The sequence below is a fragment of the Haloarchaeobius amylolyticus genome, from assembly GCF_042678045.1.
GTDB classification, from domain to species: Archaea; Halobacteriota; Halobacteria; order Halobacteriales; family Natrialbaceae; genus Natrinema; species Natrinema amylolyticus_A.
In genome coordinates, this window is the sequence record NZ_JBHUDI010000009.1 from 237,860 (window position 1) to 255,811 (window position 17,952).

Genomic DNA, 17,952 nt, shown 5'->3' on the forward strand with positions numbered 1-17,952 from the left:
GTTCGATATCCAACACGTGATTGTCACGGTCGCAAGCCCGGCCGGAGACGGCGACCGCATGGTTCGCACCTCAGTGCATCGAGATCGCTGGAGACGACCGGCTCGAGGCGAAGACCGCGAGCAGGTAGCAGGCGATGGCGACGACAACGATCGAACCGCCGGTGGGAAGGCTCTGTGAGATCGAGAGGACGAAACCGCCGATGACGGCTACCTGCCCGAAGAGGATCGACAGGTAGAGCGTCTCCCGGAAGCTGTGAGCGAGCTGGGTGGCTGCGGCAACGGGGACGACCAGCATTGCGGCAACGAGGATTACGCCGAGGATCTGCATCGCGCCGACGACGACGACGGCCGTCATCACGATCAACAGGGTGTTGTACCACGTGACGTTGAGCCGCGCGACGCGGGCGGCCTGCTCGTCGAACGTGATGAACAGGAGCTGTTTGTAGGTCGCGACGGTGGTCGCCACGACGAGGACGGTGATGACGGCCATCAGCCGCGCGCCCGAGGGCGTGACGACGGAGATGCTGCCGAAGATGTAGTCCTCGACGTTGATACCGGTCATGCCACGGCCGTAGCTGATGATCAACGTGCCGACGGCGAAACTGCCGGTCAGCATGATCGCGATCGGCACGTCACCGTAGGTGTCCGTCCGCTCGGCCAGCCACTGGACGCCGAGCGCACCCAGAATCCCGACGATCAGTGCGACGACCATCAGCGAGCCGTTCCAGCCGGTCGTTGCACTCACCAGCAGACCGACCGCGACGCCGGCGAAGGCCGTGTGGGCCAGCGTCTCGCCGATCAGGGCCATCTCGCGGTGGACGAGGTAGGTGCCGACCAGCGGCGCGACGACGCCGATCAGGATTCCCGTCGCGATCGAGCGCCACATGAACGGATGATAGAAGACGCTCGTCCCGAGGTAGTGATCGGCCCACCAGCCCGCGATCCGGGCTTGATCGTAGAGGACGGCGATGCCGGGAACGTCACGCAACGCGTCGATAGCCAGCAGCCCGACCATCGCGACCGCGAGGGCGGCAGTCACGGCGATCCCGACGTGCTCGAACCGTCGGCGAAGGGAGCCGTTCCCGATCATCAGTGGTGGTGATGGACGACCTGTCCCGTCGCGCCGTAAGCCTCTGTCAGCGCGTCGCTTTCGACGAACGATTCGGTGTCTCCGTGGTGGTACAGCTCCGTGTTGATACAGGCGATCCGGGTCGCTCGGTCCGTGACGACGCCGATGTCGTGTTCGATCAGGATGATCGTGATCCCGTCGTCGTTGAGCGACTCGAGCAACTGGTAGAACGCGTCGCGGGATTCGGCGTCGACGCCGACGGTCGGCTCGTCGAGCGCCAGCAGGTCGGCCTCGGAGGCCAGTGCCCGTGCGATGTACGCCCGCTGGCGCTGACCGCCCGAGAGCTGATTGACCTGCCGGTCCGCGAGCTCGGTAATGTCGACGGTCTCGAGCGCGTCGTCGACGATCGCGCGATCGTCGTCGGTCAGCCGGCCGTGGCCGACGTGGGCGAACCGGCCCATCGTCACCGCTTCGCGGACGGTAACCGGCATCGAACCGCCGCCGCTGGTAGCCTGCTGGGAGACGTAACCGATTCGTTCGCCGTCATCGAACGTCGAGACGGGGTCGCCGAACAGCTCGATCGTGCCGCTGTCGGGGCGTAGCAGACCGAGCATGAGCTGCAAGAGGGTTGTCTTGCCCGACCCGTTGGGGCCGACCAGTCCCAGGAAATCTCCCTCTTCGACCTGCAGCGAGACGTCCTCGACGGCGGGTTGTTCGCCGTAGGCAAACGTTACGTTCTCGAGTTCGACGACGGTCACTGTGCGTCTAGTACCTCTCTGAACGCGGGGACGTTTATTTCTTCCATTTGTTCGAGGTACCCCCAGCCCTCGTCTTGCCACGTCGCGAGCGTTCCCGAGAGATGCGTAACCGGAATCGCGTCGGTGGCGGTGGTGCTCTCCTCGAGGATCGTCTCGACGAGCGGATACGCTCCGTCGGGGTCTTCGAATGGGTCATAGAGGATCGTCTCGATCCCTTCTTCGTCGATCAGCGAGATCGTCTCGGAGATGTCGTTAGCGCTCGGCTCTTCCTGTGGGGAGACGCCGACCGGCGTGTGAATCTCGAACCCGTAGCGGTCCTGTAGATAGGTAAACGAGTCGTGGCCCGCGAAGACGGCGACCCGACGATCCGCCGCATCGAGGACGGTTTCGAACTGCTGGTCGATGGACTCGAGGTCGTCGATGTACGTGCCGGCGTGTTCCTCGTAGGTCTCGGCGTTGTCCGGATCGGCGTCGGCCAGTCCCGACGCGATCGTGTCGACGATCTCCGTCGCGAGCACAGGATCGAGCCAGACGTGTGGATCGACCGACGACTCGTCGTGGCCGTGGTCGTCGTGGGTCTCGTCGTCCTCGTCGCTGTGGTCCTCGTCGCTGTGGTCCTCGTCGCCGTGCTCGGTCTCGTGGTCGCTGACGTCGACCTCGTGGTCCCAGCCCAGCAACTGGTCGTCCAGTCCCGCGAGCCCGTCGATCACGGCGACAGTGTCGTAGTCGGCCTCGAGCGTCGCCGCGACGTCCTGGGCCCACGAGAACGCCGGCGTATCGAAGTAGACAAAGACGCCAGCGTCGGCGATGTTCCGGGTGAGATCGCCGCTTGGCGACCAGCCGTGGCCGGCCTGTCCGGTCCCCACTGGATTCTCGAAGTCGATCGCGTCGCCGCTCACCTCCTCAGCCCAGTCCCACAGCGTAAAGAAAGCGGCATAGCCGGCATCGAGGTCCGTATCGGCCGCGCTGATGTCGTCGAGACAGCCGGCGACAGTGCTCGCAGTGAGTGTACCGGCGCCAGACTTCAGCAGCGTCCGTCGTGTCAGCTTCATACTCGAGACTAGTGCTAGCCGAGTATAAGTGCTATTATTCGGTAGACCTATTTTATTAACTCTCGGCTGTGACGGCGAACTCTGTTAACAATAACTGCTCATATACCGATCCGAGTTATTAGCGAACGAGACGTCGATCGTCTTCGGGACGCGATCAACCGTCGGCGGATTCGGCGCAACGTCCTAGGTCGACCAAAACCTTTTTAGATTTAGGCTCGCCTAACTCATCGTAATGGACGTGCCTGCTCGCAGGGAGGGGACAGAAGACACACTCGAGGAACCGGCGGTGTCCGTGACGAGTCACGAGACTCGTCCCGGGAAGGTCGTTTTCACTGAACAAAACAACAGTGACGGCTGGATCGCGACGGATCTGATCGTCGACCTCGAACCCTGATCTCGCCGTTGTTCGGGTAACTATAGTAGCCACTGAACGTCACTGCACACCTGATCGCACGAGGGCTGTGCGATCAGTGTGTGAATCGTTTCAGTTGTTACTATAGAGGCGCTAGTGGTTATGATAGTCGTTTGGTAAAAACCGTCTCCGTTACTCGGCGTCCCGTTCCGGCAGTCGTCGACGTGATGTCTGTCCGTGTTTTCGAGTCGCGCGTCGTGCTTAGTGCGTCGCCTCTTCGAGCACCAGCGTGTCGTCTTCCAGGTAGTGTTCGAAGTGGTGGCCGTCTTCTTCGAGCGTCACGAGGATCTCGCGCAGGATCTCGGCGGTCGCGTGGTCGCCCAGGTTCTCGGCGAGTTCGATGCTGTCGCGCATCGACTCGATGATGTCGCCGTACATCTCGAGGTCGTTTTCGAACATCGTGCGGACGTCGTAGACGTCCTCACCTTCGAACTCGACGGTCGCGCGCTCTTCCTGGTTCGCCGGACCCGACACGGGAACGCCGCCGAGTGCCTGGGCGCGCTCGGCGATCTCGTCTGCGCCTTCCTCGACGTGTTCGTACGCCTCTTCGAGGAACTCGTGGAGCGGAAGGAACTCCGCGCCTTCGACGACCCAGTGGTGTTTCTTCAGCTGGTGGTAGAGCACGTACGAGTTGGCCAATTCCGTGTTCAGCGCGTCGACGATCTGCTCGGCCTTCTCCTGCTCGAGGCGAAGCTTGTTCTCCTCGACGCTGTCTGCCGATTGACGGACGGTCTTTTGAGTACTCATCCTATCTCACGGTACGTGCGCCATCCACTTAAACACCCACCCTTAGGAAACATTTCTTTGGTATGCCTAAAGAATTGTTCTGCTATAACCTACTGTCGTCCCCCTTATACCGAGAAACGTGTTACCGAACGACACCGTCAATAATCTCTTTGTTTTTTCAGTATTGAGTAAATGTTTTTACCTACGAGGTTCAAGGGACGGGTATGGCAACGAGAATCGCACAGCGGAGAGAGCGGATCTACGTCGACGGCGAGTGGCTCGAGACCGAGGACGTACTCCCAGTCTCGGACCTCGCCGAGGGAGGGGCATTCGCACAGGTGGCCGCAGCGGGGCCGACGGAGGCACGGGCCGCACTCGCGGCCGCCCACGAGATCAAGCCGCGAATGCGGGAGACGACGGTCGTCGAGCGCGCGGAGTGGTGCGAGACGATCGCCGACGGGCTGCGCGAGCGCGAGGAGGAACTCGCGGAGGTCATCGTTCGCGAGGCCGGCAAACCGATCTCGTCGGCCCGCGGCGAGGTCGAGCAGGCGGCCGAACGGTTCGACCGGGCGGCCGAGGAAGCGCGCAATATCGTTAGCAAAGGCGAGTACCGCGAGGGGTCGACGGCGGGCCACGAGGGCTGGCAGGCCATCGTCAAGCACGAGCCGATCGGTGCCGTCCTCTGTATCACGCCGTACAACTACCCGCTCGCGACGACCGCATTACAGGTCGCACCCGCACTCGCGGCCGGTAACAGCGTCTTGCTCAAACCTGCGAGCAAGACGCCGATCTCGGCGGCGATCCTCGCCGACGTTATCGCCGGCGTCGACGGGATTCCGGACGGTGCGTTCAACTTCGTCCCGGGCGAAGCCGGCGAGATCGGCGACGTCCTCGCCGGCGACGACCGCGTCAACGCGATCGCCATGACCGGCTCCTCGGGCGCGGGCAAACACGTCGCCCGCGAGAGCGGCATGGTCAACCTGCATATGGAACTGGGCGGGAACGCGCCGGCAGTCGTCTTCGACGACGCCGATCTCACCGACGTCGCGGGCAACTGCGCCAAAGGCTCGTTCAAGTACGCCGGCCAGCGCTGCTCGGCCGTCTCCCGTGTGCTCGCCCACGAGTCGGTCCACGACGACCTCGTCGACCTGCTCGAGGGTCAGATGGACGCCTGGCAGGCGGGCGACCTCTTCGACGAGGATACTGCCGTCGGCCCGCTGATTAGCGAGGACCAGGCCGACTGGGTCGCGGAACTCGTCGACGACGCCGTCGAGAAGGGCGCGGAAATCGTCCGCGGCGGCGAGCGCCGTGCACCCGAGGGTGTCCCGGACGAACTGGCCAACCAGTTCTTCGAGCCGACGCTCCTCGCGAACGTCCCGCACGACGCCCGCATCGTCGACGAAGAGCAGTTCGGTCCGATCGCCGCCATCACGACGTTCGAGGACGAGGCGGAGGCCCTCGAGATCGCCAACGGCTCGGATCTCGCACTCGACGCCGCGGTCTTCACTAGCGATTACAAACGCGCGATGCGGATGGCCGAGCGCATCGACGCCGGCGCAGTCCGGATCAATGGCGCGCCAAGCCACGGCCTCGGCGACGTCCCCTTCGGCGGCAACAAGGACTCGGGCATCGGCCGCGAAGGACTCGATGCCTCGATCCACGCGATGATGCGCGAGAAGAGTATCGTGCTGTAGTCTCTCGACCGCTATCGATTTTTGGCCGCTCCGTCCCGCAAGCTCTCGCCGCCTCTCAGAACGAGACGGTTTCAGTTATGAGGACGCTCTCCTCGTCGCCGCGGACTGCGACGACAGTAATCGTCGCCGACGTTCCGGACTCGTACTCGATCGTCTCGGCCTGACCGACCTCGGTCAACTCGACGCGAACCCCGCTCTCGTCGCGCACCTCGACCCGATCGGCGGTGCCGCTCGAGTGATACATCACGACGACCGCGTTCGGCTTCCGGTCGGTATCGAGGCTCACCCCCGCGTACGGCTCCGTTGACTGGCTTCCGCGTTCGGCGAACAGGTCCCGATACTCGTACTCCTCGATCGGGACGGTTCTCGTCGCGACACCGACGTTGCCGTCCGTTTCGACCGTCAGGTTGGCAGACCGATCCGCCATCGCGTCCTCGAACTCGTCCGTCCCGTCGGCGTCGGCGTAGAGGGCGATTCCCGAATACGTCGCCCTCTCGGCATCGAGTTCCCACGAGAAGGCGGCTCCGACGCCATTGTCGCTTCCCTCGTATTCGCCCCACAGGAACGTGCTGTCGCGGACTCGGTCGACCAACTGCGCGAAGTTCCCGTGCGAATCGACCCGCCGATCGGTCCCCTCGACGCCCGCCGCGAGGATAGTCTCGAGATCCGCGCCATCGGACGGGCTTACGACGAGCGTTTCCTCGGAGATGGCCACCGAGACGCCGTCGCGTTCGAAGCGGTCGAAATTACCGGCCGCCGACTCGAATGTCGCGTCGACCGCGTCAGGATCGAACGAGCCGGAAACGACGACGTTGCCGGCGACGCCCTCGGACCCGAACCGGCAAATCGAGTCCACTGCCGGTTCGCCGTCCGCTACCTGCTCGACGACCTCGCTGCTGTCCCCATCGGGCATCGTCGGGATGGACTCGAGGACGGCCGGTTGCAGCGCATCCTCGTGCTGGCGAACCGTTGCGAGGTCTCGATAATGAAAGAGCAGTTCTACGCTTCCAGTAGTGGGGACCCACCGCTCGAGGGGCATGAGATCGCTCGTTCCGTCGTCCGTTTCGCCGGTCGTGTCGGCTCCGTTACCGTCGTCGGTGCTGAACCCGAGTCCGCCGAGACATCCCGCGCTGGATGCGAGACCCGCACTCGCTCCTGTGGCTGCGAGGAGTCTGCGCCGTGAAACCTCTTTCATAGTGATACGATACACTCGAAACTTTAGTATCATATATCTATCTAGTTTCGGCAATCGACACTCCAATCGGATTTCGGCCGCCGGTCATCGCCGAAGGATCTACCCCCCTCGACAGTGGAGCATCGACCATGACTCGCGACGTGCTCGTCGCCGGCGAAACGCTGATCGACTGGGTTCCCGACCAGCCCGGACCGCTCGAGGACGTCGCCGGTTTCGAGCGCCGCCCCGGCGGTGCGCCCGCGAACGTCGCCGTCGCGCTCGCTCGCCTCGACGAGCCGCCGCTGTTCTGGACTCGCGTCGGGGCGGACCCGTTCGGTCGCTATCTCGAGCGGACGCTCGCCGACCACGGTCTCCCCGATCGATTCGTCGACCGCGACGATGAGGCGAAGACGACCCTCGCGTTCGTCACCCACGACGAGGCCGGCGACCGTACGTTCACGTTCTACCGCGACGACACCGCCGACACGCGCCTCGAACCCGGACGGATCGACGACGAGACGCTGGCCGACTGCGAGTGGGTTCACGCTGGCGGCGTGACGCTCGCCGGTGGCTCCTCGCGTGCGGCAACACTCGATTTGCTCGAGCGGGCCGCTGCAGCGGGCTGTACGACGTCGTTCGATCCGAACTGGCGGCCCGAACTGTGGCCCGACGAGGAGACGTTCGCGAGCGTCGTCGCCGATGCACTCGTCCACGTCGACGTCTGTCTCGCGACGGTCGACGAACTCGAGGCGGTAGGGTTCGCCGGCGAGTCGCCGACCGACGTCGCTCGCGCGGCGCTCGACGACGGCGCGGGCCACACCGTTTTCGTGACCCGGGGGAGCGAGGGAGCAGTCGCTGTCGCGGGCGACGACGCACCGTGGCCCGCGGACGTGGTTTCCCACTCCGGGTTCGCGGTCGAGACGGTCGACACAACCGGGGCCGGTGACGCGTTCGTCGCCGGCGCGATTGCTGCGCTGCGCGGCAGCCGCGATCTTGCGGACGCGGTGGCGTTCGCGAACGCGGTCGCGGCGATGGCGACAACCGCACGGGGCGCGATGGTGGCACTCCCGACCCGCGACGCGGTGGGACAGTTGCTCGAGACGGAGTGAGCAGACCGTCTCGGGCTCGGAATCACTCCAAATGGGGCGCGTGGCTGCAAGCCGGGCCGCTATCCGGGCCTGTGACGGACCGTCGGTATGGGTAGCACCGTCCGCGACGCAGTTCCCTTCGCGAAGTCGGTCGTGACCGGTATCCAGGAGAAGAACGTGACGTTCATGGCGGCCAGCATCGCCTATCAGGCGTTCGTCTCGTTGATTCCGTTACTCGTGTTGCTGTTCTTTCTGGTGTCGTTCGTCGGCGACGAGGGACTCGCCACACAGGTCTCGGCGACGACCGAGGGGTTCCTGCCCGAGAGTGGACAGGTCATGCTCGAGAACGGGATCGAGGGTGATACTGGCAGCGTCGGCACTTCCCTCATCGGACTCGTCGCGCTCGTCTGGGGATCACTGAAGATCTTCCGGGGGCTGGACACTGCCTTCTCGGAGATCTACGCGTCGACTGCAGAGAACTCCCTGGTCGATCAGGTGCGCGACGGGATCGTCGTTTTCAGCGTGATCGGCGTCGCGCTGGTCGCTGCGGCGTTGACCACCGTCGTGTTCGCGTTCTTCCCGAGCATCCCCTTCATTGGGGTGTTGAACCCGCTGTTGCTCGTGGTCGGGCTGACGGTCGCGTTCCTCCCGATGTACTACTTCTTCCCCGACATCGACGTCTCCGTCCGGGAGGTGCTGCCAGGCGTCGTCGTCGCCGCCGTTGGCTGGGCGGCGCTGCAGTCGCTGTTTCAGGTCTACGTCGCGTTTTCGAGTAGCTCCGCCTCTGCGGGACCGATCGGCGCGATCCTCCTCCTGCTGACCTGGCTGTACTTCGGTGGCCTGATCCTGCTCGTCGGCGCCGTCGTCAACGCGACCCACTCGGGGCATCTCGAGCTCGACGCCGACGAGACGGCTGCCGACGACATGGAACGAAACTCGTTCGTCGCATCGGACCGCCGCGAACGCGAGCTCCTCGAGTCCCAACTGATCGACCTCCAGCGCGAACGTGATCAACTTCGAAACGATCGCGCGGCACAGCGCAGCCGTCGGTACCGGCTCGAGGACCGGGTCGATACGCTCGAAGCGCGACTCGACGGGCTCGAATCGGAAAACCGGGCTCTCGAGGACGAAAACGAGCGGCTCCGGCGCGAACTCGCGGTCCGACGGGGATCGTCGTGGCGACGGCGACTTCACGGCGTGCTGGCGCGAGTTCGGACGTTGAACGTGGGCGTCCTCGAGACGCATCGCGAATAGCTCGGTGTGCCGACTCGAGTCGTGATACCTTAGTACGTGCCCGTGCCACCGGAACGCAATGTCTTATCTAGTCCGTGATGTGCGGCGTCGGATCCGGACTGACCACGCGTCGATCGTCGATGGGATCGACGCCTGTGCCGACGCGGTCGCCGCTCCCTGGGATACCGCACGCACGACCGACAGCGAGACGGTCGCGGATGGGCTCCGCCGAACGCTCGCGGAGACCGGCATCCTCGAGGCCCTGCCGAGCGTGCTCGTCGACGCGGTCGAGGCGACTGGGTGCGAACTTCGGGCGACTCCCGTCCCCGCACCGCCGTACGTCGTCGTGACCAGCCGCGGCCCCATGCTCCGGGCGACGATCGATCCCGGTCGGCTCGTGATCCGATTCGACGCGTTCGAGGTGGTACGTGACTCGACTCCGGGTCACCCACCGTCGTACCGGCGGCTCGATGGAACCCGACTCGAGGTCTCGCTCGCGTAGGGCAGTCGCGCTCCCTGGCAGGACTGGCTCACCTCTACCGTAGCCACTGAACATCACTGCACACCTGATCACATGAGAGCTATGCGATCAGTGTGTCAATCGTTTCAGTTGGTACTCTATTGACGATCCGATCACCGACGACATGCCACAGCCGGTACAGACTGGTGATCGGCCGCCTGCTCGGTGGTTTCGACCGCCGATGGCTGTCACGCGGAGATAGTACCTTTTTTCGTACCGGAGCGATTTTATCGTCATATGAGTTCACACGAGAACAGGTCACAGGGGCCAATGGGCCGGCGCGGTCGGAACCTGATCGCCCACCTGTTCGACGTCGATATCGAACGCATCGAATCACTGAGCTGGTCGCTCGGCAACCGCATTACGACTGAGACGGATGCGGACCAGCGCTTTCGATTCGATCACCAGCGGTCCACCCGGACAGTGACTGCGTTCGAGGTAACCGACTATACGTGCGTGCTCCGGCTGCGAACGCCGGTCGGTCGCGAGAAGTTTTATGGGATCGCCAGCGCCGACGTTACTCCCGAGCCGGCCGCCGCCGACTGGGTTCGGACGGCGTGAGCCGCGTCGGATCGGGCCCCACGGAGTGACCCACGGGTAGCTTCATTGGGTTTCGTGCGGAACGACCGCACATGGAGTACGACGTCGTTCAGGGCGACATCGCCGACCAGTCAGCCGACGCGCTCGTCAACGCCGCCGGCACGAGCCTTCGGATGGGCTCCGGCGTCGCCGGCGCGCTCCGTCGCGGTGCCGGCGAAGAGATCAACGAGGAAGCGATGGCAAAGGGACCGATCGACCTCGGCGATGTCGCGGTCACCGATGCCTACGATCTCGACGCCGAATACGTCATCCACGCGGCCGCAATGCCCCACTACGGTGACGGCCAGGCGACCGCCGAGAGCATCCGGAACGCGACCCACAACAGCCTCGCGAAAGCCGACGAACTCGGCTGTCGCTCGCTCGTGATTCCTGCGCTCGGCTGTGGCGTCGCCGGCTTCGATCTCATGGAGGGGGCAGCGATCATCGGCGAGGTGATCGACAACTACGACCCGGACACACTCGAGGACGTTCGCCTGATCGCGTACAGCGATGCGGAGTACGATGCAATGCAGGCAGCGACCGGCACGACCGCGACCGCGACCGCGGACCCGGACTCGAGCGGCGCGGCCGACCCGGACCGGTAACGACGTGGTCCTGGAGCCGCTCGCACAGCCGCTCGAGACATGTAACCAGGTTTTGAGAAACGGTGGTAGTTTTTTCCATGGCGCGGGTGCAATCGTCATCCGAGTAATGTACGATACGATCTTGATTCCAACCGACGGGAGCGAACAGGCCGACCGCGGTATCGAATACGGGCTCGATCTCGCTGCCCAATACGACGCGACGGTGCTGTGTCTCTACGTCGTCGACGAGCGTCGATACGGTCGGCCGCCGGCGCTCGGAACCGTCGAAGTCGATCACGAGAAACACGAGGATGAAGCAATCGAACTGCTCAAAGAGATCGAAGACCGCGGCCGCGAGCGCGGTGTGGAGGTCGACCACGAGTGTCGACGCGGCAATCCCTGGGACGAGATCGTCACCTTCGCTGAACGCGAGGACGCCGATCTCATCGTGATGGGCCGGCGCGGGGTGACCGACGACCGACGAACCTCGCTCGGAAGCGTCACTGAACAGGTCATGCGCCAGACGGAGATTCCCGTTCAGGCAGTCTGATCGGGCCGCGAACGGACATCCCGCACTGGTCTCTCGCTCGAGGGCTGGCGGGGTGCCGTCGCCGGTCGTGGCCGGGTTTCGGCTCGAGTCGGTCGCGCGACGTCTATAGTAGCCACTGAAAGTCAGTGCACACCTGATCGCACGAGGGCTGTGCAATCAGTGTGTAAACAGTTTCAATTGGTACTATAGAGCGAGTGCTCCGATTTCAGGACAGCGAGAGGCCGCGAATCTCGACCGAGTCACCGTCCTCGACGTGGCCGATAACCTGCCCGTCGGTGTCGGCGACGAGGTCGTCGGCACGCTCCTCGGGGATCGCAACGACGAAGCCGGTCCCCATGTTGAACGTCCGGTGCATCTCGTCGTCCGTGACGTTCCCCTCTTCCTGGACGAACTCGAAGATCGGCTGGGCCGGGAACGGGTCCTCGATCACGTACTCGTTGTCGCCCATCCGAAGCAGATTGGTCCAGCCACCGCCCGTGATGTGCGCCGCCGCGCGAACGCCGTGGTCGCGCATCGGCTCGAGCAGATCCGTGTAAAGTCGCGTCGGTCGCAGCAGTTCCTCGCCGATCGACCGGTCGGTGTCGTGTGGGAACGGGTCAGTGTACTCGTGGTTGCGCGTGACGGCCTCGCGAGCGAGCGTGAGACCGTTCGAGTGAACGCCGTTCGAGGCGAAGCCGACGAGGACGTCGCCGACCTGAGCCTCACCTGCGAAGATCTCGTCTTTGCCGGCGAGACCGGCACAGGTCCCCGCGAGGTCGAAGCCGTTGATGACGTCGGGCATGACGGCCGTCTCGCCGCCGAGCAGGGTCATGCCGGACTCCTCCAGGCCGACGGCGAGCCCTTCGCCGATCTCGTTGGTGAGGTCGTCGTCGGGTTCGTCGATCGCGAGGTAGTCGACGAACGCCACGGGTTCGACGCCCGCGGCGACGAGGTCGTTGACGTTCATCGCGATGCAGTCGATGCCGATCGTCGAGAAGTCCTCGATGGCCTCTGCAACCATGAGCTTCGTGCCGACGCCGTCGGTCGCCAGCGCCAGATACCGGTCGCCGATGTCGATCAGGCCGGCGTACTCGGTGGTCAGATCGCTGCCGAAGGCCTCGAGCAAGGCCGCGGTTGCGTCTTCGCTTGCCTCGATGTCGACGCCGGTCTCGGCGTAGGTGAGTCGATCCGCGTCGTCCGTGTCGGTCATACTCGAAGGACCTCTCGGGGCGAGCAAAAGGTCACCGGTCCGGCGGAGCTATCGCGGTCGGCGAGGGCGGTCTCGGAGGGCTCATACTGCCGGACAAAACGGTTCATACATCGATCGCACTCGAGACGCTGTCGCCGACGGCGACAGCCGTCAGGACGCGATCGAGTATTCACGGACTTTTGTCCGGGAGTATCAGAAGAGCCTAACGAAGAAGAGCACGTAGCCCGCAAGCAACACACTCGGGACGAACACCAGCGCGAAGACGCCCTTGTGCCACTTGAGGACGGATTTCCCGTCCAGCGGACCGAAGGGGATCATGTTGAACGCGGCCAGCAGGAGGTTGATCCCGACCCCCATCTGTCCGATCGCGGTGAGCAGGGTCGGCAGGAAGCCGGGTGACGCGGCGAACATCAGCAACGGGACGAAGAGCGCGGCGAGCAGGAGGTTCGTCACCGGGCCGGCGACCGCGATCAGTCCGTTCTCCCGCGTCGTGATCTGGCCCCGGTGGTAGACGGCCCCGGGTGCAGCAAAGAGGAAGCCGACGACTGCACCGAGCAACGCCAGAAAGAGCATCTGGTAATCCGCGCGGAACTCGGCGATCTGGCCGTGTTCGATCGCGACGACCTTGTGTGCGAGTTCGTGCAGCAGGAAGCCGACGCCGACGGTCACGAAACTGATGCCGACCGAAATAGTGAAATCCTCAAGACTGGCGAGCCCGCGGTGAAACGGTGCGCGGATCAGCGCAAACGCCACGCTCAGCGCGATCCAGGCCACGGCGAGATCCCACAGTTCCTTGTCGCTGAAGGTCAGTTCGTGCTCTTGGGTTTGCGTCGTGCGATGGCTCATTAGAGGAGTCCCCGAAGCAACTCGAGACTGTTTCTCGCTCCCTGCAGGAGCTGTCCCATCAGCGCGTCGACGCCGCCGATTTCGGGTGCCAGCCACGGCAACACCACGAACGGGAACAGGAACGTCGCGATCATGCTCCCGATGTTCGTCAGCGCGACGATCATGATCAGCCGGAACAGCGGGACGTCGAACATCGCCGTGACGGCCTCGCCGATCGGCTGTTCGGTGTCGTCGACGATCTCGTTTAACGTCTGGATGTCCCGGACGTTGACCGGTCGGTGCCTGAGTTCGACGTAGCCGGCGAACCAGCCCGGCGCGAGCAGCGGGTTGATGCTCGTGAGCCAGGCGATCGCGCCGCCGACGCCCGCGCTGGTCCAGCGTGCGCCGGCCAGCCGCGCCAGCCCAAAGGCAAAGACCCCGTTGAACAGGAACCAGGCGGCGAACAGCTTCAGCAGGAACGTGTTCCTGACCCCTGCCATGATCAGCAGGAAGAAGAAGGCCAGAAAGCCCACCATGATCAGATAACCGCCGATCTTCAGCGGCGAGAACCGGCGGCTCGAGGCGGTGCCCGAGATCGACTCGAGCGACGGGAGCCCCTCGGGGTTTCGCAGGTGGCGTTCGATGCCGGCTTTGTGGCCGGCGCCGACGACGGCGAGGACGTCGTATCCCTGTTCACGGAGATCGTGGAGGTTGTGGGCGATGTAGGCGTCGCGTTCGTCGATCAGGGCGTTCGCGCCGCCCGGGCTGAACTGGCGGAACTCCTCCATCATCGCGTCGACGACATCGCCGTCGGTCATCTCCTCGATGGCGATTTCGTCGACGTCGTCGACGTCAGCGCCGAGCGCGTCGAAGACGAGCCCCAGGGCGAGCCCGATCGTCACGCCGACACCGAGTCCGGCAAGGGTTCCGGCCGTACCACGAACCGCATAGATTCCAGCGTTCTCGACGGTCGCAGCCGAGAACGGCCCGACGAACGTGTCGGTCGCGACCAGCGCGAGCCCGCCGGCGATGCCGAGGACGACTCCGAGGAGGATCCGTATCGAGAACCCCGAGAGATAGCCGCCGGTATACCGGCCTGCGGACTCGAGGGAGGGCAGCATGGCAAGGCCGACGAACGCACCAACGACCGCGCCGATCGCACCGCCGCCGGCGTACTGGAGCAGCGTGGGATCGGTCAGCCCGGCCAACAGCACCTCACCGACGCCGAGCAGCGGGGCGAGAAACGCGCCGATGACGAATCCGACGAGCGCGCCGCCGACGGCACCGAACGTGAGCCCGAGGGTTCGTGGCTCGGTGATCCCGAGTGCGAGCCCGCCGACCATCTTCAGCTTCTCGATCCCGGAGAGCCGGCTCCAGAACCGCTGGATCGTCACCTGAATGTCGCGGTCGACCAGGGCGACGCCGCTGCCGTTTGCCTCGGCGGCCTCGATGGCGGCTCGCATGTCTGCACCGGGCTCGATGTCGAACTGATCGCCCAGCCGCGACTGGACGTACGATAGCATCCAGTAGGCCAGAAACTGAAAGACGGTGTTGCCCGACAGGAGATCCTCCGCTTCGATATCGTCGGGCGTGCCGCCCTGCATCTGGCGGTAGCGCCCGTCGTCGAGTTCGACGGCGACGACATCGGGATCTTCTCGCTCGATCGTTTCGCGAACTTCGTCGACGCTCGCTTGCGAGACGTGTGCTGTCCCGAGGACCTCGACGGAGCCGCCGTCGCCATTGGGTGGTGCTGGCGGCTCCGGCACGTCGGCCTCGCCTGCATCGCTCATTACAGGCTCAACTCGGCGGCGACTTTTACCAGTATCGGACACGGCAGCGAACCTGTCACCGAGCGTCAGACAGTCTGCTATCAGGTGGGGGCCCTGTCATACGGACTCCTGTCAGTCAGTGCCGGTGCACCCGCGACCCGCCCTGCGGTCCCACCGGGACATCGTGGCAGCAAACCGTATCAGTCGAAATCGGGCAGGTCCTCCGGCGGTTCGTACTCGGCTTCCCAGTCGACGTACTCCTCTTTGAGGGTTACTGAGACGATCTGGCCGAACTCCGTGAGCTCGGCGTTGATCGCCGAGACCGTCCCCCAGGTGTCGAGGTCGGGGTGATACTCCCGTGTCTGCCAGTCCTCCGGAATCCCCGGCGCGTGATAACCGACTCGGTCGGCGAAGTCGTCCCAGAAGAAATCGAAGCCCGCAAAGAGGTCGAGGTCGCGAGCAATTTCGTACTCGCGTTCGCCGAGGTCCGTGTCCACACGCCACTCGTCGAACGCCTCCTCCCAGGCACCTTCCTCGAGGAACGCCTGCAGCTCCTCGCGACGGTAGTCGATCTCCTCACCGTCGGCGCTGATGGTCGCGTCCTCGTACTCGTTCGGATCGACGAACTCCAGTTCCGGCGGCTCGGGGGGTTCGGCCTCGAGTGTCATACGCGGCCGTAGGTCGGGTCATCGGATAAGAATTCCCACCGGTCGTGCTGGTTGATCGAGCAGCGAGCAGTGTCCTCAGGGGGTCGCATCCAAACACTCAATCGCCTGCCATCCCTATCGGCAGGCGATGACAACGTACGAGGCGGCGATCCTCGACGTCGACGGGACGATCGTCCGGGGTGAGGAGTTGCTTTCCGGCGCGATCGACGGCCTGCGAGCGCTCGAGGCGGCGGGCTGTTCGCGACTACTCTTCTCGAACAATCCGACGCGCGGGGCCGACCACTACCGGGAGAAACTCACACCTCACGGGATCAACGTCGATCCGGAGACCGTCCTCACCTCCGCGACCGTTTCGGCGGCGTATCTCGCGGCGACCCATCCCGACGAGCGGGTCTTCCTCGTCGGTGACGGGCGACTCGAGGCGATCCTCGAGGATGCGGCTGTCGAGTTGACGACCGACCCCGACGCGGCCGAGGTCGTGCTGGGATCGTTCGACAGGGAGTTCTCGTTCGGAACGCTCTGGGAGTCCCTGCGAGCGCTCGAGGGAGGCGCCCCCTTCTACGGCACCGATCCGGACGCGACGATCCCGATCGACGGGGGCGAGATTCCGGGCACGGGAGCGATCCTCGCCGCGATGGAGGCCGTCGCCGGCCGCGAACCGGACGCGATCCTCGGCAAACCGTCCTCTGTCGCGGCCACGGCGGCGATGGAGCGGCTGGACGCCGAGCCCGCGAACACGCTCGTCGTCGGCGATCGGCTCGATACCGATATCGCGCTCGGGAACCGCGCCGGTATGGAGACGGCTCTCGTGCTTACCGGCGTCACCGATCGGGCGGCCCTCGCCGATGCGCCGATCGAACCTGACCACGTCCTCGAGTCGCTCGCCGCGGTCGAGACGCTCCTGTAGCCATCTCACGCCGCGCCGCCGCTCGGTCGTTGGGTCGCCCGCGCTCGAGAGATATATTTATCACCCACAGTCACAACGTTCGACATATGAGAGAACGTTTCAGCGACGTGTTGCTGCGTGCGCGATACGCGGCGATCGGTGCAGCGATCGGTGCGGCGATCGGCAGCGTCTTCAGTCGCAACGCCGCGAGTACGGGCGGTGCGATCGGCGGCCTCGTCGGCGCGACTGCCGCCGACACCCGTGGAACTATCGAGGAGCTGCTCGAGACCGTCGAGGAGTACGACCCGCGATCCGGATCGGCTGATACAGAATAGCGCTCGATCGGCGTCTCTTACTCGAGCGATTTCGCCCGGTTGTGGAACTCGCCACCACACTCACACTCCCCTGGGTTCGTCGTCGCTTCGACGACGGTTCCACACTGCAGGCATTCGTACGTCGACTCGGATTCGGGATCGTTCGCACCTTCGACGTCCTGGTCGTGAGGCATATCGTTGGGTTGGATGTCTACTTTCATAAGTATGGGTCCTAACTCACACTGTCGAGGTAGATAGCCCACGTCACGACTGATACGGTCTGCTGTCACGATGTCTCGGTGGGACCGCAGGGCGGTCGCGGGTGCACCGGAAATGACTGACAGAAGTCCGTATGAGCCACTCCCTACGCGCGCAGGACAACTCCTACGTCGGCCGGACCTTACTCTCGAGCAACGGCGATGTTGCGAACGTGACTGCCACACTCCGGACAGTGTCCGAGCGACTCGGTGGTCTCCCGGTAGGTGCAGTTCAGACACTCATAGTACGATCGTTCTGGCGTATACGGGTCGGTGTATGCCATGGCCAGACATGGCATTCCATAGCGGGAAAACATTTCTCTAATAGTGTTTTAGGCAGATGTAGGGCACGGTAGTTCGCTATATCTCATTAATTAATGGACGAACGTCCAGCAGCAACAACGCCGGTGAGCACAGCCGCGTCCGCTCGCAGTACTCAACCCCTGGTGTCAAGCCCGCGAGACTGACGCGTCTGCTGATCGCAGTTGGCGTCATGACCGGCTCTGTCGGCAAAAACTGACTCCTGGATGGCTGTGGTGGGAGGTCGAAGACGATGGACTCGGCAGTTCACACACCGACTACACGAGCCACGATCGGGCTCGTGG

The 17,952-nt window shown here is 64.3% G+C and carries 21 protein-coding genes; 10 read left to right on the forward strand and 11 right to left on the reverse strand.

The window, feature by feature from the left end; all coding sequences use genetic code 11:
* Positions 1 to 70 precede the first annotated feature (70 nt).
* From ACFR99_RS14875 to ACFR99_RS14885, 3 genes are read right to left on the reverse strand one after another with little or no spacing between them, the layout of a single operon-like run.
* Positions 71 to 1,090, reverse strand: coding sequence for a metal ABC transporter permease (locus tag ACFR99_RS14875; protein WP_390288704.1), 1,020 nt, complete (start codon positions 1,088 to 1,090; stop codon positions 71 to 73).
* Positions 1,090 to 1,827 (reverse strand): metal ABC transporter ATP-binding protein, encoded by a 738-nt coding sequence (locus tag ACFR99_RS14880; RefSeq protein WP_390288706.1) that lies wholly within the window; start codon positions 1,825 to 1,827, stop codon positions 1,090 to 1,092. The genes ACFR99_RS14875 and ACFR99_RS14880 overlap by 1 nt, the downstream gene beginning before the upstream one ends.
* Positions 1,824 to 2,879, reverse strand: a complete 1,056-nt coding sequence (locus ACFR99_RS14885) for a metal ABC transporter substrate-binding protein (protein ID WP_390288708.1) — start codon at positions 2,877 to 2,879, stop codon at positions 1,824 to 1,826. The genes ACFR99_RS14880 and ACFR99_RS14885 overlap by 4 nt, the downstream gene beginning before the upstream one ends.
* 232 nt (positions 2,880 to 3,111) lie before the next feature.
* On the opposite strand from ACFR99_RS14885, the gene ACFR99_RS14890 reads away from it, so the two are divergent.
* Positions 3,112 to 3,273 carry a hypothetical protein gene (locus tag ACFR99_RS14890; RefSeq protein WP_390288710.1) on the forward strand — a complete coding sequence of 54 codons (162 nt, stop codon included), beginning with the start codon at positions 3,112 to 3,114 and terminating at the stop codon, positions 3,271 to 3,273.
* 219 nt (positions 3,274 to 3,492) lie between these two features.
* Here ACFR99_RS14890 and dpsA read toward each other — a convergent pair whose 3' ends face one another.
* A complete protein-coding gene (gene dpsA / locus ACFR99_RS14895) occupies positions 3,493 to 4,038 on the reverse strand; it encodes a DNA starvation/stationary phase protection protein DpsA (RefSeq protein WP_390288712.1) in 546 nt (181 codons plus the stop codon).
* Between the two features lie 203 nt (positions 4,039 to 4,241).
* On the opposite strand from dpsA, the gene ACFR99_RS14900 reads away from it, so the two are divergent.
* Positions 4,242 to 5,711, forward strand: coding sequence for an aldehyde dehydrogenase family protein (locus tag ACFR99_RS14900; RefSeq protein ID WP_390288714.1), 1,470 nt, complete (start codon positions 4,242 to 4,244; stop codon positions 5,709 to 5,711).
* A 55-nt stretch (positions 5,712 to 5,766) separates the two neighbouring features.
* Here the strand turns inward: ACFR99_RS14900 and ACFR99_RS14905 are convergent, their stop codons facing one another.
* Positions 5,767 to 6,906, reverse strand: a complete 1,140-nt coding sequence (locus ACFR99_RS14905) for a hypothetical protein (RefSeq protein WP_390288716.1) — start codon at positions 6,904 to 6,906, stop codon at positions 5,767 to 5,769.
* Between the two features lie 128 nt (positions 6,907 to 7,034).
* Between ACFR99_RS14905 and ACFR99_RS14910 the strand changes: the two genes are divergently transcribed.
* The 6 genes from ACFR99_RS14910 to ACFR99_RS14935 all read left to right on the forward strand — a co-directional run bounded on the left by ACFR99_RS14910 (position 7,035) and on the right by ACFR99_RS14935 (position 11,439).
* Positions 7,035 to 7,994: a carbohydrate kinase family protein gene (locus ACFR99_RS14910; protein ID WP_390288718.1), complete on the forward strand. Its 960-nt coding sequence runs from the start codon at positions 7,035 to 7,037 to the stop codon at positions 7,992 to 7,994.
* Positions 7,995 to 8,081: 87 nt separating this feature from the next.
* Positions 8,082 to 9,227, forward strand: coding sequence for a YhjD/YihY/BrkB family envelope integrity protein (locus ACFR99_RS14915; RefSeq protein WP_390288720.1), 1,146 nt, complete (start codon positions 8,082 to 8,084; stop codon positions 9,225 to 9,227).
* 58 nt (positions 9,228 to 9,285) lie between these two features.
* A complete protein-coding gene (locus ACFR99_RS14920) occupies positions 9,286 to 9,708 on the forward strand; it encodes a DUF7988 family protein (RefSeq protein ID WP_390288722.1) in 423 nt (140 codons plus the stop codon).
* Between the two features lie 255 nt (positions 9,709 to 9,963).
* Positions 9,964 to 10,287, forward strand: a complete 324-nt coding sequence (locus tag ACFR99_RS14925; RefSeq protein ID WP_390288724.1) for a hypothetical protein — start codon at positions 9,964 to 9,966, stop codon at positions 10,285 to 10,287.
* 71 nt (positions 10,288 to 10,358) lie between these two features.
* On the forward strand, positions 10,359 to 10,910 hold the full coding sequence (locus tag ACFR99_RS14930; protein WP_390288726.1) for a macro domain-containing protein: 552 nt from the start codon (positions 10,359 to 10,361) through the stop codon (positions 10,908 to 10,910).
* Positions 10,911 to 11,016: 106 nt separating this feature from the next.
* The gene (locus tag ACFR99_RS14935; protein WP_390288728.1) at positions 11,017 to 11,439 is read left to right on the forward strand and encodes a universal stress protein; all 423 of its coding nucleotides are present in this window, start codon (positions 11,017 to 11,019) and stop codon (positions 11,437 to 11,439) included.
* Positions 11,440 to 11,644: 205 nt separating this feature from the next.
* On the opposite strand, the gene purM is transcribed toward ACFR99_RS14935, so the two are convergent.
* The 4 genes from purM to ACFR99_RS14955 form a co-directional block, all read right to left on the reverse strand.
* On the reverse strand, positions 11,645 to 12,628 hold the full coding sequence (gene purM, locus ACFR99_RS14940; RefSeq protein WP_390288730.1) for a phosphoribosylformylglycinamidine cyclo-ligase: 984 nt from the start codon (positions 12,626 to 12,628) through the stop codon (positions 11,645 to 11,647).
* A 192-nt stretch (positions 12,629 to 12,820) separates the two neighbouring features.
* On the reverse strand, positions 12,821 to 13,474 hold the full coding sequence (locus ACFR99_RS14945; RefSeq protein ID WP_390288732.1) for a zinc metalloprotease: 654 nt from the start codon (positions 13,472 to 13,474) through the stop codon (positions 12,821 to 12,823).
* Positions 13,474 to 15,243, reverse strand: coding sequence for a TraB/GumN family protein (locus tag ACFR99_RS14950; RefSeq protein ID WP_390288734.1), 1,770 nt, complete (start codon positions 15,241 to 15,243; stop codon positions 13,474 to 13,476). Before ACFR99_RS14950 ends, ACFR99_RS14945 begins: the two co-directional genes overlap by 1 nt.
* Positions 15,244 to 15,422: 179 nt before the next feature.
* Positions 15,423 to 15,890 carry a hypothetical protein gene (locus ACFR99_RS14955; protein ID WP_390288736.1) on the reverse strand — a complete coding sequence of 156 codons (468 nt, stop codon included), beginning with the start codon at positions 15,888 to 15,890 and terminating at the stop codon, positions 15,423 to 15,425.
* Between the two features lie 127 nt (positions 15,891 to 16,017).
* Between ACFR99_RS14955 and ACFR99_RS14960 the strand changes: the two genes are divergently transcribed.
* Together ACFR99_RS14960 and ACFR99_RS14965 are read left to right on the forward strand one after the other, a co-directional pair.
* The gene (locus ACFR99_RS14960) at positions 16,018 to 16,797 is read left to right on the forward strand and encodes an HAD-IIA family hydrolase (protein WP_390288738.1); all 780 of its coding nucleotides are present in this window, start codon (positions 16,018 to 16,020) and stop codon (positions 16,795 to 16,797) included.
* A gap of 86 nt (positions 16,798 to 16,883) precedes the next feature.
* Complete coding sequence (locus ACFR99_RS14965) at positions 16,884 to 17,111, forward strand: hypothetical protein (RefSeq protein ID WP_390288740.1); 228 nt, start codon at positions 16,884 to 16,886, stop codon at positions 17,109 to 17,111.
* Between the two features lie 17 nt (positions 17,112 to 17,128).
* Here ACFR99_RS14965 and ACFR99_RS14970 read toward each other — a convergent pair whose 3' ends face one another.
* On the reverse strand, positions 17,129 to 17,284 hold the full coding sequence (locus ACFR99_RS14970) for a rubrerythrin-like domain-containing protein (protein ID WP_390288742.1): 156 nt from the start codon (positions 17,282 to 17,284) through the stop codon (positions 17,129 to 17,131).
* 206 nt (positions 17,285 to 17,490) lie between these two features.
* Positions 17,491 to 17,631 (reverse strand): rubrerythrin-like domain-containing protein, encoded by a 141-nt coding sequence (locus ACFR99_RS14975; protein ID WP_390288745.1) that lies wholly within the window; start codon positions 17,629 to 17,631, stop codon positions 17,491 to 17,493.
* Positions 17,632 to 17,952 lie beyond the last annotated feature (321 nt).

What these genes read in the sequence shown, in the direction of transcription:
- ACFR99_RS14875 (WP_390288704.1), bottom strand. Translation starts at nt 1,090, where the DNA reads ATGATCGGGAACGGCTCCCTTCGCCGACGGTTCGAGCACGTCGGGATC.
- ACFR99_RS14950 (WP_390288734.1), bottom strand. Translation starts at nt 15,243, where the DNA reads ATGAGCGATGCAGGCGAGGCCGACGTGCCGGAGCCGCCAGCACCACCC.
- ACFR99_RS14955 (WP_390288736.1), bottom strand. Translation starts at nt 15,890, where the DNA reads ATGACACTCGAGGCCGAACCCCCCGAGCCGCCGGAACTGGAGTTCGTC.
- ACFR99_RS14890 (WP_390288710.1), top strand. Translation starts at nt 3,112, where the DNA reads ATGGACGTGCCTGCTCGCAGGGAGGGGACAGAAGACACACTCGAGGAA.
- ACFR99_RS14900 (WP_390288714.1), top strand. Translation starts at nt 4,242, where the DNA reads ATGGCAACGAGAATCGCACAGCGGAGAGAGCGGATCTACGTCGACGGC.
- ACFR99_RS14960 (WP_390288738.1), top strand. Translation starts at nt 16,018, where the DNA reads ATGACAACGTACGAGGCGGCGATCCTCGACGTCGACGGGACGATCGTC.
- dpsA (WP_390288712.1), bottom strand. Translation starts at nt 4,038, where the DNA reads ATGAGTACTCAAAAGACCGTCCGTCAATCGGCAGACAGCGTCGAGGAG.
- ACFR99_RS14925 (WP_390288724.1), top strand. Translation starts at nt 9,964, where the DNA reads ATGAGTTCACACGAGAACAGGTCACAGGGGCCAATGGGCCGGCGCGGT.
- ACFR99_RS14885 (WP_390288708.1), bottom strand. Translation starts at nt 2,879, where the DNA reads ATGAAGCTGACACGACGGACGCTGCTGAAGTCTGGCGCCGGTACACTC.
- ACFR99_RS14930 (WP_390288726.1), top strand. Translation starts at nt 10,359, where the DNA reads ATGGAGTACGACGTCGTTCAGGGCGACATCGCCGACCAGTCAGCCGAC.
- ACFR99_RS14910 (WP_390288718.1), top strand. Translation starts at nt 7,035, where the DNA reads ATGACTCGCGACGTGCTCGTCGCCGGCGAAACGCTGATCGACTGGGTT.
- ACFR99_RS14970 (WP_390288742.1), bottom strand. Translation starts at nt 17,284, where the DNA reads ATGCCTCACGACCAGGACGTCGAAGGTGCGAACGATCCCGAATCCGAG.
- purM (WP_390288730.1), bottom strand. Translation starts at nt 12,628, where the DNA reads ATGACCGACACGGACGACGCGGATCGACTCACCTACGCCGAGACCGGC.
- ACFR99_RS14935 (WP_390288728.1), top strand. Translation starts at nt 11,017, where the DNA reads ATGTACGATACGATCTTGATTCCAACCGACGGGAGCGAACAGGCCGAC.
- ACFR99_RS14920 (WP_390288722.1), top strand. Translation starts at nt 9,286, where the DNA reads ATGTCTTATCTAGTCCGTGATGTGCGGCGTCGGATCCGGACTGACCAC.
- ACFR99_RS14965 (WP_390288740.1), top strand. Translation starts at nt 16,884, where the DNA reads ATGAGAGAACGTTTCAGCGACGTGTTGCTGCGTGCGCGATACGCGGCG.
- ACFR99_RS14975 (WP_390288745.1), bottom strand. Translation starts at nt 17,631, where the DNA reads ATGGCATACACCGACCCGTATACGCCAGAACGATCGTACTATGAGTGT.
- ACFR99_RS14945 (WP_390288732.1), bottom strand. Translation starts at nt 13,474, where the DNA reads ATGAGCCATCGCACGACGCAAACCCAAGAGCACGAACTGACCTTCAGC.
- ACFR99_RS14915 (WP_390288720.1), top strand. Translation starts at nt 8,082, where the DNA reads ATGGGTAGCACCGTCCGCGACGCAGTTCCCTTCGCGAAGTCGGTCGTG.
- ACFR99_RS14905 (WP_390288716.1), bottom strand. Translation starts at nt 6,906, where the DNA reads ATGAAAGAGGTTTCACGGCGCAGACTCCTCGCAGCCACAGGAGCGAGT.